This window comes from Paracoccus laeviglucosivorans (assembly GCF_900182695.1).
In the GTDB taxonomy this organism is placed as follows: domain Bacteria; phylum Pseudomonadota; class Alphaproteobacteria; order Rhodobacterales; family Rhodobacteraceae; genus Paracoccus; species Paracoccus laeviglucosivorans.
Map to the genome: position 1 here is coordinate 145545 of NZ_FXTK01000004.1, position 14821 is coordinate 160365.

The 14821-nt window shown below is 63.6% G+C and carries 17 protein-coding genes; 5 read left to right on the forward strand and 12 right to left on the reverse strand.

The window, feature by feature from the left end; translation table 11 throughout:
• Positions 1-40 precede the first annotated feature (40 nt).
• Entirely contained in the window at positions 41-1438 is a 1398-nt protein-coding gene (gorA, locus tag FN835_RS06265; RefSeq protein ID WP_142662353.1) for a glutathione-disulfide reductase, read from the reverse strand.
• Positions 1435-2160, reverse strand: coding sequence for a ribose-5-phosphate isomerase RpiA (gene rpiA, locus FN835_RS06270; protein WP_142662354.1), 726 nt, complete (start codon positions 2158-2160; stop codon positions 1435-1437). The genes gorA and rpiA overlap by 4 nt, the downstream gene beginning before the upstream one ends.
• 163 nt (positions 2161-2323) lie before the next feature.
• On the opposite strand from rpiA, the gene FN835_RS06275 reads away from it, so the two are divergent.
• The 3 genes from FN835_RS06275 to FN835_RS06285 are packed head-to-tail and all read left to right on the forward strand — an operon-like array spanning position 2324 to position 4432.
• Complete coding sequence (locus tag FN835_RS06275) at positions 2324-3466, forward strand: bifunctional 2-C-methyl-D-erythritol 4-phosphate cytidylyltransferase/2-C-methyl-D-erythritol 2,4-cyclodiphosphate synthase (protein WP_142662355.1); 1143 nt, start codon at positions 2324-2326, stop codon at positions 3464-3466.
• 4 nt (positions 3467-3470) lie between these two features.
• On the forward strand, positions 3471-3962 hold the full coding sequence (locus FN835_RS06280) for a phosphatidylglycerophosphatase A family protein (RefSeq protein WP_142662356.1): 492 nt from the start codon (positions 3471-3473) through the stop codon (positions 3960-3962).
• Positions 3962-4432 carry a CinA family protein gene (locus FN835_RS06285; RefSeq protein ID WP_142662357.1) on the forward strand — a complete coding sequence of 157 codons (471 nt, stop codon included), beginning with the start codon at positions 3962-3964 and terminating at the stop codon, positions 4430-4432. The genes FN835_RS06280 and FN835_RS06285 overlap by 1 nt, the downstream gene beginning before the upstream one ends.
• Here FN835_RS06285 and FN835_RS06290 read toward each other — a convergent pair.
• The 10 genes from FN835_RS06290 to FN835_RS06335 all read right to left on the reverse strand — a co-directional run bounded on the left by FN835_RS06290 (position 4429) and on the right by FN835_RS06335 (position 12594).
• Positions 4429-5460, reverse strand: coding sequence for a threonine aldolase family protein (locus FN835_RS06290; RefSeq protein ID WP_142662358.1), 1032 nt, complete (start codon positions 5458-5460; stop codon positions 4429-4431). The genes FN835_RS06285 and FN835_RS06290 overlap by 4 nt on opposite strands.
• A complete protein-coding gene (locus tag FN835_RS06295) occupies positions 5457-5897 on the reverse strand; it encodes a YcgN family cysteine cluster protein (RefSeq protein ID WP_142662359.1) in 441 nt (146 codons plus the stop codon). The genes FN835_RS06290 and FN835_RS06295 overlap by 4 nt, the downstream gene beginning before the upstream one ends.
• Positions 5897-6826, reverse strand: coding sequence for a bifunctional riboflavin kinase/FAD synthetase (locus FN835_RS06300; protein ID WP_142662360.1), 930 nt, complete (start codon positions 6824-6826; stop codon positions 5897-5899). The genes FN835_RS06295 and FN835_RS06300 overlap by 1 nt, the downstream gene beginning before the upstream one ends.
• Positions 6827-6850: 24 nt before the next feature.
• On the reverse strand, positions 6851-7294 hold the full coding sequence (locus FN835_RS06305; protein WP_142662553.1) for a MaoC family dehydratase: 444 nt from the start codon (positions 7292-7294) through the stop codon (positions 6851-6853).
• A 92-nt stretch (positions 7295-7386) separates the two neighbouring features.
• A complete protein-coding gene (locus FN835_RS06310) occupies positions 7387-8256 on the reverse strand; it encodes a TIGR01459 family HAD-type hydrolase (protein WP_142662361.1) in 870 nt (289 codons plus the stop codon).
• 9 nt (positions 8257-8265) lie between these two features.
• Positions 8266-9186 carry a manganese-dependent inorganic pyrophosphatase gene (locus tag FN835_RS06315; RefSeq protein WP_142662362.1) on the reverse strand — a complete coding sequence of 307 codons (921 nt, stop codon included), beginning with the start codon at positions 9184-9186 and terminating at the stop codon, positions 8266-8268.
• 63 nt (positions 9187-9249) lie between these two features.
• On the reverse strand, positions 9250-9888 hold the full coding sequence (locus tag FN835_RS06320) for a DUF1345 domain-containing protein (RefSeq protein ID WP_142662363.1): 639 nt from the start codon (positions 9886-9888) through the stop codon (positions 9250-9252).
• Entirely contained in the window at positions 9885-10172 is a 288-nt protein-coding gene (locus FN835_RS06325) for a nuclear transport factor 2 family protein (RefSeq protein WP_246098662.1), read from the reverse strand. The genes FN835_RS06320 and FN835_RS06325 overlap by 4 nt, the downstream gene beginning before the upstream one ends.
• A 37-nt stretch (positions 10173-10209) precedes the next feature.
• A complete protein-coding gene (locus FN835_RS06330; RefSeq protein ID WP_142662364.1) occupies positions 10210-11238 on the reverse strand; it encodes a TraB/GumN family protein in 1029 nt (342 codons plus the stop codon).
• 57 nt (positions 11239-11295) lie between these two features.
• A complete protein-coding gene (locus tag FN835_RS06335) occupies positions 11296-12594 on the reverse strand; it encodes a glycosyltransferase family 4 protein (protein ID WP_142662365.1) in 1299 nt (432 codons plus the stop codon).
• 194 nt (positions 12595-12788) lie between these two features.
• Here FN835_RS06335 and FN835_RS06340 point away from each other — a divergent pair, with 194 nt between their 5' ends.
• Both FN835_RS06340 and groL read left to right on the forward strand, forming a co-directional pair.
• The gene (locus tag FN835_RS06340) at positions 12789-13076 is read left to right on the forward strand and encodes a co-chaperone GroES (RefSeq protein WP_142662366.1); all 288 of its coding nucleotides are present in this window, start codon (positions 12789-12791) and stop codon (positions 13074-13076) included.
• A 38-nt stretch (positions 13077-13114) separates the two neighbouring features.
• Positions 13115-14752 carry a chaperonin GroEL gene (gene groL / locus FN835_RS06345; protein ID WP_142662367.1) on the forward strand — a complete coding sequence of 546 codons (1638 nt, stop codon included), beginning with the start codon at positions 13115-13117 and terminating at the stop codon, positions 14750-14752.
• Positions 14753-14821 lie beyond the last annotated feature (69 nt).

The following is a 14821-nucleotide window of genomic DNA, read 5'->3' on the forward strand; positions in this document are numbered from 1 at the left end:
CGTCTGTCTTAGGTCGTAACTGGGGCCAAATGCCCGAAAATCAAGCCGAACCAACGGTTTTGTCAGCCACCTTGCCGCCGATATGGCGCGAAGGCTTGCGCATCGTCACCAGTTCCTCGGCCAGGGTGGGGTGGACGGCGATGGCGGCGTCGAATTGCGCCTTGGTGGCGCCCATGCCCATGGGGATGGCGACAAGCTGGATCATCTCGCCGGCTTCGGGGCCAAAGATGTGGCAGCCCACGACTTTTTGGCTTTCCGCCTCGACGATCAGCTTCATCACCGCCCGCGCGTCCGAACCTGCAAACAACGAGCGCATGGGCCGGAAGCTGGCGGCATAGACGTCGTGCGGGCCACGTTCGGCGGCTTCTTCCTCGGTCAGGCCGATGCTGGCCAATTCGTGCGGGCGGACATAGACCGCCGCGCCGTAAAGGCTGTGATCGACGGTCCGGGGTTTCGCGCCGAACACCGTGTCGGCAAAGCTGTGGCCTTCGCGGATCGCCACCGGGGTCAGGTTCACGCGGTCGGTCACATCGCCCACCGCAAAGATCGACGGAACCGAGGTCTGGCTGTATTCGTCCACCACGATCTCGCCCTTGTCGCCCAGCTTGACGCCCACCTGCTCAAGGCCCAGCCCCTTGGTGTAAGGGGCGCGGCCCGTGGCGAACATCACGGCGTCAAACGTCTCGGGGCCTTCGTCCAGATGGGCGCGAACACGGTCGCCGTCCTTTTCCAGCTTAAGGTTCTTCTGGTTCAGGCGCAGCTCTACGCCCACGGCGCGCAACTGCTCGGTCACGTGGCGGCGCATTTCCATGTCAAAGCCGCGCAGGACCGCATCCCCGCGATAAGCCAGCGTCGTCTTGGCCCCCAACCCCTGCAGGATCGTCGCGAATTCGCAGGCGATAAAGCCACCGCCGACGACCAGCACATTGCCCGGCATCTTGTCCATCACGAACAGATCGTCCGAGATCATCGCCAGCTCTTCGCCCTCGAAGCCCGGCAGCTGCGGACGACCGCCCACGGCGATCAGGATATGCTTGGCGGTCAGGCGCTGGCCATCGGCCAGTTCCACAGTATGCGCGTCATGCAGCTTCGCGCGCTGCTTGTGGATGTCCACGTTGGCTGCAGTCAGACCGCCGGTATAGGCGCCCTCAAGCCGGGTCAGTTCGCTGTCCAGCTTGGCGCGGAACGCCTGCCAGTCAAAATTGCCCGCCTGCGCCTCGGACCAGCCATAGCCCCGCGCTTCGGCAGCGTAAGCCTCGGCCTGCGAGGCGAAGATCATCAGCTTTTTGGGAACGCAGCCGCGGATGACGCAGGTGCCGCCCATACGGCTTTCCTCGGCCAGGCCCACGCGCGCGCCGTATTCGCCCGCAGCGATGCGCGCGGCACGCACCCCGCCCGAGCCGCCACCGATGACGAAAAGGTCATAGTCGAAAGTCATTCGATATCCTCACGCAGCAATTCCACGACCGTGCCGTCCGGCCGGCCAATGATCGCAAGCTGGCAGATATTCAGAAATAGCCCGTGTTCAACCACCCCGGCGATGGCATTCAGCGCGCGGGCCAGACGCGGCGCGTCGTGGATTTCCTCCAGCGCGAGGTCGAGGATGTAATTCGCCTCGTCGGTGATGACGGGTTTGCCGTCCTTCTGGCGCAGGACGACCGGGCGCCCCTCCATCCCCAGATCGGTCAGCACGCGCTCGATATGGGTGCGGGTAGATTCCCAGCCAAAGGGAATCACCTCGACCGGCAGCTTGAATTTACCCAGCATATCAACGACTTTTCCGCCATCAGCCACGACGACCATGCGATCCGACGCGGTTGCCACGATCTTTTCGCGCAGATGCGCCGCGCCGCCGCCCTTGATCAGGTTCAGATCGGGGTCCACTTCGTCCGCGCCGTCGATGGTCAGGTCCAACCAGCCCAGATCGTCCAGCTCCTCGACCACCAGACCCAAGGCGCGGGCCTGATCCGCCGTCGCCTTCGACGTCGAGGCAAGGCGCAGATCCATCCCTTCGGCATGGACCCGTTCGGCCAGACGATCCACGAAAATCTTGGCGGTCGAGCCGGTGCCCAGTCCCAGCTTCATGCCGTTTTCCACCAGCGCCACGGCGGCGCGGGCGGCGGCGTCCTTGGCGGGATCGACGGGGGTGGGATCGGTCATGGCAGCAGCTCCGGTTCTTGTCACATGCCCCGTTTGCAGGGGTTCGCCATCTTATACGCAGAAAGCGCCGGGATGGGCTACCTGCGGCGGCGGGAAAAATGTCGCGGCGGGGGGCGCCTGGGCCAGATTGCCCAAGGGCTGCGGATCGCCTAAACCTGCGGCCATGCAGATACCTTCGACATATGCCGCGATCATCACCGCAGCCGGGCGCGGCACCCGCGCAGGCGGCGACATTCCCAAGCAATGGCGTGATCTTGACGGCCAAAGCGTCATCGCCCGGTCCATCGCCGCCTTCGACGGGTTTGCCCGCATCGTCGTCACGCTGTCGCCCGACGACATGGCGCGCGGCATCGCCGAGCTTGCCGGCCCCGTCACGCTGGTCGCAGGTGGCGACACCCGCAGCGCCAGCATCCGCGCCGCGCTTGAAGTTCTGGAGGGCAGCGGGATCACCCATGTCCTGATCCATGACGGGGCACGCCCCCTTGTGTCGCAAGATGTGATCACGGGCGTCGTCGCGGCGCTGCAAAGCGGCGCAACCGCCGCAGCGCCTGCGCTGCCCGTGACCGATGCGTTGTGGCGGGCCAAGGCGGGCCATGTCACCGCCCCCGCCCCGCGCGACGGGCTGTATCGCGCCCAGACCCCACAGGGCTTCGCGCTGGACGCAATCCTGGCCGCCCATCGCGCCCATCCCGAAGGGGCGGCGGACGATGTGGAACTGGCGATCCGTGCGGGCATCCCAGTCACGGTGACGCAGGGCGACGAGGACAATCTGAAACTGACCTACCCGCCGGATTTCGCGCGGGCCGAACGCATTCTGGGGAGCGCGATGGATATTCGTCTTGGAAACGGCTTTGACGTTCACGCCTTTACGGCGGGCGATCACGTCTGGCTTTGCGGCGTCAAGATTGCGCATGACAAAGCGCTGCTGGGCCATTCCGATGCCGATGTGGGGATGCACGCCCTGACCGACGCGATCTATGGCGCATTGGCGCAAGGCGACATCGGGCGGCATTTCCCGCCCTCGGACCCGCAATGGAAGGGGGCGGCAAGCCATATCTTCCTGCGCCACGCCGCTGAACTGGCGCGCAATATGGGCTATGTCATCTCGAACACCGATGTGACGCTGATCTGCGAACGCCCCAAGGTCGGGCCCCATGCAGGCGCGATGCAGTTGCGCCTGTCCGAGATCATGGGCGTCGAACATGACCGCGTCAGCGTCAAGGCGACCACCTCGGAGCAACTTGGCTTCACCGGGCGCGAGGAAGGCATTGCTGCCATCGCCACCGCCACTTTGGTCAAAGGGTAAGCCCATGGACAAGCAGATCGCCACACTGTTCGGCATCGGCCATATGCGCCCCGGCCCCGGCACATGGGGCTCGGCCGCCGCGATCCTTGTGGGCGTGGCGCTGCACCGGATCGGGCATTTCCCGCTGCTAGCCATCGCCACCGTCATCGCCATCATCGCGGGCTATTGGGCGGTCGGACGCTATACCGCCGACATGACCGAAAAGGACCGCCCCGAAATCGTCATCGACGAGGTGGCGGGCCAGTGGATCGCGCTGATGTTCCCCTCGGCCGGGTTCTTTTTCATGGGGCTGCCCGCGTCGATGTTCCCCTATCCTGGTTGGATCGCCGCTTTCGCGTTTTTCCGGTTGTTCGACATCTGGAAGCCGTGGATCATCGGACGTGCCGACCGGCGCGGCGATGCGCATGGCGTCATGCTGGACGACATCCTTGCCGGTATCTTCGCAGGCATCGCCACGATGGTCGCGGCGGGCATCGCACACGGGATATTCATGTAATGACGACCGCCGCCGAAGTGCTTGAACTGGCCCGCGCCCGCGGCGTGATGATTGCCACCGCCGAAAGCTGCACAGGCGGGCTGATCGTGGGACGGCTGACCGATGTGCCGGGGTCGTCGGACGCGGTGGACCGGGGCTTTGTCACCTATTCCAACGCCGCCAAGATCGAGATGCTGGGCATCCGCCCCGAAACGCTGGAGGCCCACGGCGCAGTCAGCGAAGAGATCGCGGCTGAGATGGCCAAGGGCGCGCTGGCGCGTTCAGCCGCAGGCATCGCCGTGGCCGTCACCGGCATCGCCGGACCCGGAGGTTCGGAACACAAGCCCGAAGGCCGCGTCTGTTTCGGCATCGCAAATGCATGGGGCGTCAGGACGGAAACCGTCGAATTCGGCCCGCTGGGCCGCGCACAGGTCCGCGCCGCGACCGTCGATCACGCGCTGGAACTGCTGGCAGAAAGCCTGCGCGCCTAGCGGATCAGGTCCAGAAAGCGGGTCACATCCTCATCCGGGGTGGCCCAGCTGGTGACCAGACGCACCGTCACGGGTTCGCCCTGCACCGGCGGCGTGTCCTGCCAGACATGATAAGCCGCTCCATGCGCGCGCGCACGTTCATGCGCGCCAAAGGGGATGGTGGCAAAGACTTCATTGGCCTGAACCGGGGCGATCAGCGAACCGCCCGCCTGCGTGACGCCCTGCCCCAGACGGGTCGCTGCGGCATTGGCGTGGCGCGCAAGGTCCAGCCACAGCCCATCCGTCGCCAAAGCCAGCATCTGCGCCGCCAGATAGCGTTGCTTGGAAAAGACATGCCCCGATTGCTTGCGGCGATAGTCGAAGCCCTTGGCATGGGCCGGATCGAAAAAGATCACCGCCTCGGCGGCCAGCGCGCCGTTCTTGGTCCCGCCAAAGCACAACGCATCAACGCCCGCGACCAAATCGCGTGGATCGCAGTCCAGCCCCGCGACGGCATTGGCGAACCGCGCCCCATCCATATGCAGGGGCAGACCCGCATCATGGGCGACGCGCGCCAGCGCCGCGACCTCGGCCGGGGCATAGCAGGTGCCCCATTCGGTCGCATTTGTGATTGAGACCATGGCATTCGCGCCGTCGTTCAGGCTGCCCGCCGCGCCAAAGCGGATCGCCTGATCCAGCGCATCCGGGGTGATCTTGCCATCCGCGCCCATGATCGGGACCAGTTTGGCGCCGTGCGAAAAGAATTCGGGCGCAGCGCATTCGTCGCGGTGGATATGCGCGGTGTCGTGGCAATAGATGCGCCCGAAACTGGGCGACAGCTGCGCGCAGACCAGCGCATTCGCCCCCGTGCCCGTGGCCACGAAACGCACGACCGCCTCTGGCGCATCCAGCAATTCGCGATAGACCGCTTCGGCGCGCGCGGTCACGGGATCGGCACCATAGGATCCCATGGCACCTTCGTTGCAATCCGCCAGCGCCTGCAGAACCTTGGGATGCACGCCCCACGCGTTGTCCGATGCGAATTTCATGCCAGATCCTCGATTATGTAGTCGTCCCAATCATCTTCGGTGACGCTCGCCTCGCTGATGGTCCAGCCCTGAACGCTGGCACCTGCGCGGTGGATGGTGTCGCGGTCACCCGAAATCAGATGGTGCCATTCGTAAAGCGGCTTGCCTTCGGATCGCAGGCGATAGGCGCAGGTGGCAGGCAGCCACCACGCGATCTCCTTGAGTTTCTTGGGCGTCAGCACGATGCAGTCGGGCACGTAATCATGCCGGTTGGGATAGCTGGAACACTGGCAGGTCTGACCATCCAGCAGTCGGCAGGCCACGCGGGTAAAGGCCAGCTCGTTCGTGTCTTCATATTCGATCTTGTTCAGGCAACATTTGCCGCAGCCGTCGCAAAGCGCCTCCCATTCATCGGGTTTCAGCGATTTCAACGGCAGTTCCCAGAAACGGTCGCGCATCACCGCGCCGCCAAAATCTCGCGCGCCTGGGCACTGTCTCGGTCCATCTGGTCGATCAGTTCCTGAAGGCTGGCGAATTTCAGTTCCGGGCGCAGGAATTCCACCAGCGCGACCGAGACATGCTGGCCGTATAGATCACCTTTGAAATCAAAGATGTGCGTTTCAAAGTTCGGAACATTCTCACCGAACATCGGGCGGACGCCAAGGTTGGCGACACCCTTGTAGCTGCCGCGTTCGTCGCCCGTCAGCACGTCGATCATCACGGCATAGACGCCCATGCGCGGCAGATGCAGCCCCGTGACGGCCATATTTGCGGTGGGGTAGCCCAGATCGCGACCGCGCTTGTCGCCGTGCAGAACCTCGCCGTCGATGCGGTGGAAATGACCCAGCATCTTTTCGGCATCGTGCATCCGCCCTTCTGCCAGCGCCTTGCGGATCGCGGTCGAGCTGAACTGCTTCTCTCCGTCGCCGATCAAGGGGGCGATGGTGACGCCAAAGCCCAGTTCCGCCCCCAGTTGGGTCAGCGTCTGCGCATTGCCGGAACGCTTGCGGCCAAAACAGAAATCCTGCCCCACGGTGACATGCCGCACGCCCAGACCTTCGACCAATACCTGCTGCGCAAAATCCGCCGGGGCCAGGCCTGCCAGCACGGTGTCGAACGGCAGTTCGTAAAGATGTTCGACCCCCAGTCGCGCCAGCCGGTTCGCCCGCGATTCCGCATTCATCAGCCGGAAATCCGGCGCGTCGGATTGAAAGAATTCACGCGGATGCGGCTCGAACGTGATAATGCCCAGCGGCGCATCGGCGGCCGCACGTGCCGCGTCGATGACAGAACGGTGGCCCAGATGGATGCCATCGAAATTGCCCATGGCGACCGTCGCCCCGCGGGCATCGAGCGGCAGAGCCTTCCAGTCGTGATGGATGCGCAATCAGGCCCCCACGGGCCGAAGCCCTTAGTCGAATTTACGGCTTGGGGCCAGAACGACCGCCTCACCTTTCAGGACGACCGTATCACCGACAAGGCAGCGGGTTGCAAGGGTCACGCGGCGTTTCGCATGGTCGATCGCCTCGACCGTCACTTCGGCGCGCACGGTGTCGCCGGGACGGACAGGTGCCATGAATTTAAGCGTCTGGCCCAGATAGACCGTGCCATGACCGGGCAACTGTTCCCCGATCACCGCCGAAATCAGCCCAGCCGTCAGCATCCCATGCGCGATGCGTCCTTCGAAGATGGTGTCGCGGGCATAATCGTCATCCAGATGCACCGGATTGCGGTCGGTCGATACCTGCGCGAACATCTGGATATCCTCATCCGTCACCTGTTTTTGCAGGTGACGGGTCATGCCCAGCTCAAGATCCTCGATGACGATTGTGCCGCGTGGCAGGTTGTCGAGCATCATTCAATGCCTCCGGTTGATCCTTGCTGCATAGCAGCAAAACAACCGTTACGCAAGAAAATAACTTCAAACTGCCAAACGGCGAATATATATTACCGAAGCCTGCCGATGCTGTATCGCGGAGCTTCGCTGCGCATCGACAGCCATTCTTCCAGCTTTTCGCGGACGGGGTTTTCCACATCAGCGCCGAATTGGTCGAATGCCAGACCGCCGGTCACGAACAGCGCGTCGATGCCTTGCGCACGTGCGCCGGGAATGTCGGTCGGGATACCGTCGCCCACGGCAAGGATGCGCGCATCTTCGGCAAGGTCCAGACGCTTGCGCGCAAGTTCATAGATCGGGGCGTGGGGCTTGCCGAAATACAGCGACTGCCCGCCCAGATCTTCATAGAACTCGGCCAGCGCACCGGCGCAGTAAAGCCGCTTTTCACCCAGATCGACGATCACGTCGGGATTGGCGCAAAGCAGTTTCATGCCGCGTTCCTGCGCCGTGGTCAGCCATGCGCGGTAATCTTCCGGGGTCTCGGTCTCATCGTCGAACAGGCCGCAGCAGACGATGCCCTCGGCCTCCTCCAGCGAGACGCGCTCTATCGCGGGGGCGTGCTGCCATTCGGGCGGCACATCGGCAAAGAAGCCTTGGTCCTTGTCCATCGCGATGGCCCAGACCTTGCGGCCCACAGCACCGGCGAACATCGCGTCCTGCGCCGCATCGCCCGAACTGACGATCACGTCCCAGGCGTCTTTGGGCACGCCCATGCGGTCAAGCTGGGCGGCCACGTATTTCCACGGGCGCGGTGCGTTGGTCAGCAGGACGACCTGACCGCCTTTGGCCCGGAAGGCCTGCAAGGCGGCGACCGCGGCAGGATAGGCCGCGACGCCGTTATGCAGGCAACCCCACAGGTCGCAGAACAGCACGTCGTAATCGGCCGAAACCTCGGCCAGCGAATTGATGATCTGCGTCATGTGGACCCCTTAGATCGCCAAAGCCGGAATGATCTGCTTTTTGCGCGACATGATGCCGGGCAGCACAACGCTGTCGCCGGTCACGGTGGCGTTGAAGCTTTTTTCGGCAACGTTTTTCACGAAGTCGTTGGGGATCAGCAGCGTCGCCTCTTCGTTCAGGATGTCGATGACGAACAGCAGCACCTCCTCGGCCCCGTCGGCGGCGGCAACTGCGGGCATGGCGGCCATCAGCGCGGCCTTGCGGTCCAGCAGCACTTGCGGAGCGGTGGTTTCCAGAACCGAGACGCGCAGCTGCTTGCCGCCCAACTCGTATTCCTTGCTGTCCATGCGCAGCAGCGCCTCCTCGGAAAAGGCCGAGACATCGGATTTCGCGGCAAACATCTCGGCGGCATAGGCCGGGATCGAGATGCCCAGATCACGCGCCAGCTTTTCCGCAACAAAGCGGTCATGCGGGGTCGTGGTGGGGCTGCGGAATTCCAGCGTATCGGACAGGATGCAGGTCAGCATCGCGCCCTTGATCGCTTTGGGGGCGCGGGCCAGATCCTCGTCGCCGATCAGGTCGTGCATGATCGTGGCGGTGCAGGCCAGCGGACGGATGGTGATGTTGATGGGCAGGCGCGTCTTGATGCCGCCGGCCAGCAGGTGGTGGTCGATGATCTCGATCACCTCGGCATCGTTGATGGATGCGGGCAGTTCGGCGGGGTTGTTCGTATCGACGATGACGCATTTGTCGCCCGCCGCCACGTCGGTGATGAATTCCGGCATGGGCAGATCCCATTTGGCCAGCATCCACGCGGCTTCGGTATTCGGCTCGCCTTGCAGGACCGCGATGGCGGGCTCTTTGCGGACTTCAGACAGATACCACGCCCAGATGATGGGCGAGCCGGTCGAGTCGGTGTCGGGAGCCTTATGGCCGAAAACCTTGATCATGGAATACCCCTTGCAAGCTGCGGGAAAAGTCGCGCGACTTATAGGGCCGGGGGGTGGAAATGTCTATTGACCCAAAGACATTCCGGCATTCACCGCCAAGGCCAGCAGCACGGTGTTATAGTAGAATGAAAACCCTGAATGCAGCAGCGTGATGCGCCGTGCCCGCGCATCCAGTGTCGTCACATCCGCTGTCTGCGCCGCCATCCCAAGGGTAAAGCTGTAATAAAGGAAATCCCATATCCCGGCATCGCCTTTCAGCCCCGGAAAGCCCAGATTGCGCGCCTCGTGCCCATGCCCGTCGCGGGCATACCAGATGCGGGCATAGTGGAACGCCATGACGGTATGGATCATTGCCCAGCCCAGCGGCACCGACAGCAGCGCCAGCACGGGCCGCATCGCCAGCCCGGAATGCGGGTCGCGGATGGTCATCAGGATCGCACCAAGGCTGATTGCGACCGAGCCGGTGGCGATCAGCACGATAAAGGGCATGCCTTCGTCATCCAGATCGGCGCGCTTGCGCAGGAAATCGGCCGTGACGTGCCGCATCATCGCTGCCGTCATGCCCAGATAGGTCAGGCTGAAGGTGAACGAAAACAGCAGCAGCCGATCCACCACCGGAACCCACCAGACACCAAGTCCCGCCAGCAGGCCCAGCCCGAACGCCGCCAGAAAGCGCAGATGGTGCCGCAGGTCGGGGATCATACCGGCGTTTGCTGATGCTGGATGATGCGCCAATCGCCCTCGCGCCGCCGCCAAGTCGTCGTGCAAAGCGCGCGATAAGTGTCGGCCCCTGCCCGCCGGGCCGTCGCGCGATAGGCCAGCACGCAGACCTCGTTCGTTTCGACCACGGCGCGGTCGGTCATCGTGACTTCCTGCCAGCGGGGGGCGGCGGTCAGCATCTCGACCACGCGCCTTCGGGTCAGAATGCCGGTCGGGCCAAAGGCCATCAGGCAGCCTTCGTCCAGCTTGCGCATCGCCTCGGCCACGCCAAGGGTCCAGAATTAGCGTTCATCGCGCCAAAGTTCATCCGCCATTCGCTCCCTCCGGTTCGATCGGGGTGATGGTCCAGCCCCGGTTCTGCAATAGCGACAGAACGCCCTTTTCGCCCGGCAGGTGCAAAGCCCCGAACCCCGCGACAACACCCTGCGCACCCGCCCTGGACGCGGCTTGTTCGATGGGGGCGATCCATGCTTGATTGCGTTCGTCCATCAGCTTTTCCTGCGCGCGGTCCATCTGGTAATCGACCTCGGCGCGGGTCATGCCGGAATTGTCATAGGCATCAAAGCGGCCGAATTCCCAGATCAGCCAGCTATCGCCGCTGAAATAGGCGTCGGTCAGCGTCACCGTGTAATCGTCGGCATATTCCGCGGCAGGCATACTGGCGCGGATCATGTCGATTTCCTCCTGCGGCGTCATGCCTTGGAACAGAGTGAAAACCGTGTCCCACGGCTCCAGCGCCTTGACGGGCACATCCGCCGCCTCGGCCCGTTCGATCAGCTGGTGATCCAGCCCGCCGGTATCGCCGTTACCCTTGACTTGCGCCATCATGCAGGGCGAAATCCCCAGCATCATCGACACATACCAAGGCCGCATCCGGCTGGTGACGACGGCAGGCAGGCCGCGCAGCTCCATCGCCTTCCACAGCGTGTCCCATTCCTCCTTTCCCAGCCGTTCGGGCAGGGTCGGGCCGGTGGCATCGACGATCAGCGCCGGGTTTTCGGCCATCGCCTTGCCCAGCCTGTCCTCCTCCTCGGGTCCGGCCTCGACCAGCAGCGCTGCCGCCTTGTCGATCAGCGGCCCGAATTGCGCCATGGTTGCGGCATGGCGCGGATCATCAAAATGATAGGTTCCCAGCAGCGTCACCACCTGATCGCCTTTGGTCGCGCGCCAGAACAGACCTTGGTGAAAGGGAACATCCTGCGTGGCCGCATGAAGCTGGCTCAGCCGTTCGGAGGGCATGTCTTCGAACAGGTTGCGCCCCACGCATTCCTGCGCCGCGACCGGCAGGGCAAGACAAAGCGTGGCGAGGGCAGAGGCAAGGGTCAGGCGCATGAAGGTCCATCCGTGATTTGACCGACAGGATGGCACGACCCGCGCCGTCATGCCAGATCAGCGGCGGCGCGGCAGTTCCTGCGGCAACGGCCCACCCTTCAGGATGCCCTGCCAGATGCGTTCGACCTGCGCGGCCTTGGCGGTCCATGTGAAATCGCGCATCACCCGCGCCTGCGCCGCCTGCGCCATGCCCGGCAGCACGCCGGGGTCCGCAGCAATCGCCTGCAGTTGCGCACGCAGGCCCGCGACGATGCCCGCGCGGCTGGACAGCGGCACGCGGAACCCCGTCGCGTCATCGACCAGTTCGCCCGGTCCGGCGTAATCGACGATCACCGGCACGACGCCAAGCGCCATCGCCTCCAGCACCACGCCGCCGCCGAATTCGCGCACCGAGGGGAAGACCAGCATCTGCGCCTGTGCCGCGACCGACTGCACCTGCTTGTGTTCCAACCAGCCATGCAGCGTCACGGCATCTTCCACACCCTCGCGCGTGATCAGCGCCCGGAGGTCATCGGCCTGCGGCCCGTCGCCAATGATGTCCAGATGCAGCAAGCCGTCGCGCAGCAGCGGCAGCGCCGCCTCGATCGCCATATCGGCGCCCTTGTAGGGGACCAGCCGCCCGATGAAGCAGCCGCGCAGGGGCAAGGTGCCCGGCTGCGGCGCGGTCAGGCTGAAGCGCGCAGGATCAATGGCATTTTCCGGCAGCCAGACCGTCTTGGCGTGATATTTCGCCGGGATCTCGCTGAAGGTATGTTCCGAGCCGCAGATGATCGCGGTCGCCGCCCCCAAGGACGCCCCCCGCCCCGGCATCGCCTTATAGGCGCCGCGGATATAGGACAGCCATTCCTTTTCCCGCCGCCGTTCGGAATCGAAACCCTTGGGCCACGGCACGCCCCCGTTCAGCGGCCCCATGACGAAGGGAACCCCTGCCCGCTTAGCCCGCGCCCCGATCAGGCTGTTCGCCGTCGGCGTCAGCGGCGTGACGCGGTGAACGATGTCATATTCCTTGGCTTGAATGGCGGGGCCGAACTTCTTCCAGACCAGCCGCTCGAAATAGCCGTATCCCAGTGTGGTGACGGCGGTTTTCATGGTCCAGCCGACGCCCTTGCCCATGCTGAGCTTGTCGGCCAGCTTCCACAAAGGCGCGGCCAGCTTTTCGCTGTCGATGGCGGTGAAGTCGCGCCCCTCGACCAAACCGGCGCGCAGGAACGCGTCGCGGTTGCGGATCTGCGTCACGATATGGACATCGGCCACCTCGCGCAGCGCCGAGGCCAGCGACCAGCCGACCAGCGGCACGGACACCCATTCGGGGTTCGCCGCCTCGGCAATGACAAGGGCCTTGATCCGCCGTTCCATCAGCCGCCTCCGCTTTGGATACAGGGCTTTGCGTAGCCGCGCACGCGAAAGCCCGTCAAGCGGATTTCCGCGCAAAATTTCCGCACCACCTCCCGTTGACAGGAATCGTTACGCTGCCTAGATGGTTCCGCACTGGCACTCAGCAAGCCTGAGTGCCAACAACATACAGCAACCTGTAACACCGGAGTGTTCACATGGCTTTCAAACCGCTGCACGACCGCGTTCTGGTCCGTCGCGTCCAATCGGACGAGAAAACCAAGGGCGGCCTGATCATCCCCGACAGCGCCAAAGAAAAACCCGCCGAAGGCGAGATCGTTTCGGTCGGCGAAGGCGCACGTAAGGACTCGGGCGAGCTGATCGCACCGTCGGTCAAAGCTGGCGACCGCGTCCTGTTCGGCAAATGGTCGGGCACCGAAGTCACGGTCGATGGCGAAGAGCTGCTGATCATGAAGGAAAGCGACATCCTGGGCATCATCGCCTGATCGTCACCTTTCCCTAATCTTTTCAAGGAGAACAGCAAATGGCTGCCAAGGAAGTCAAGTTCAACACCGACGCCCGCGACCGCATGCTGAAAGGCGTGAACATCCTCGCGGATGCCGTCAAGGTTACCCTCGGCCCGAAAGGCCGTAACGTCGTCATCGACAAATCGTTCGGTGCGCCCCGCATCACCAAGGACGGTGTGTCGGTCGCCAAGGAAATCGAACTGTCGGACAAGTTCGAAAACATGGGCGCCCAGATGGTCCGCGAAGTCGCTTCGCGCACCAATGACGAAGCTGGCGACGGCACCACCACCGCCACCGTTCTGGCCCAGGCCATCATCAAAGAAGGCATGAAGTCGGTTGCGGCTGGCCTGAACCCGATGGACCTGAAGCGCGGCATCGACCTGGCCACCGCCAAAGTCGTCGAAGCGATCAAATCGGCTTCGCGCCCGGTCAACGACTCGGCTGAAGTTGCGCAAGTCGGCACCATCTCGGCCAACGGCGAAGCCTTCATCGGCCAGCAGATCGCCGAAGCCATGCAGCGCGTTGGCAACGAGGGTGTGATCACCGTCGAAGAAAACAAAGGCATGGAGACGGAAGTCGAAGTCGTCGAAGGCATGCAGTTCGACCGCGGCTACCTGTCGCCCTATTTCGTCACCAACGCCGACAAGATGATTGCCGAGCTGGAAGACGCCTACATCCTGCTGCACGAGAAAAAACTGTCGTCGCTGCAGCCGATGGTCCCGCTGCTGGAAGCTGTCATCCAGTCGCAAAAGCCGCTGATCATCGTCGCTGAAGACGTCGAAGGCGAGGCTCTGGCCACGCTGGTCGTCAACAAGCTGCGCGGCGGTCTGAAAATCGCTGCTGTCAAAGCTCCGGGCTTCGGTGATCGCCGCAAGGCCATGCTGCAGGACATCGCGATCCTGACCGGCGGTCAGGTCATCTCGGAAGACCTGGGCATGAAGCTGGAAAACGTCACGGTCGACATGCTGGGCCGCGCGAAGAAAGTTTCGATCAACAAGGACAACACCACCATCGTTGACGGTGCCGGTGACAAGCCCGAGATCGAAGCCCGCGTTTCGCAGATCCGTCAGCAGATCGAGGAAACCACCTCGGACTACGACCGCGAAAAACTGCAAGAGCGCGTTGCCAAACTGGCCGGTGGCGTTGCCGTCATCCGCGTCGGCGGCATGACCGAAATCGAAGTCAAAGAGCGCAAAGACCGCGTTGACGATGCGCTGAACGCGACCCGTGCGGCCGTGCAAGAGGGCGTTGTCGTCGGTGGCGGCGTGGCTCTGGTTCAGGGCGGCAAGGCTCTGGACGGTCTGACCGGCCAGAACTCGGATCAGGACGCAGGCATCGCCATCGTCCGCCGCGCGCTGGAAGCTCCGATGCGCCAGATCGCTGAAAACGCCGGTGTTGACGGCGCTGTCGTCGCTGGCAAAGTCCGCGAATCGACCGACAAGGCTTTCGGCTTCAACGCCCAGACCGAAGAATATGGCGACATGTTCAAGTTCGGCGTCATCGACCCGGCCAAAGTCGTCCGCACCGCGCTGGAAGACGCAGCCTCGGTCGCTGGTCTGCTGATCACCACCGAAGCCATGATCGCTGAAAAGCCCGAGCCCAAAGCTCCGGCTGGCGGTATGCCCGACATGGGCGGCATGGGCGGCATGATGTAATCATCGCCCCTTGGCGTGAAATTGGGCCGTCCCTTTTGGGGCGGCCTTTTTCGTTTGGGCCGTCGATCG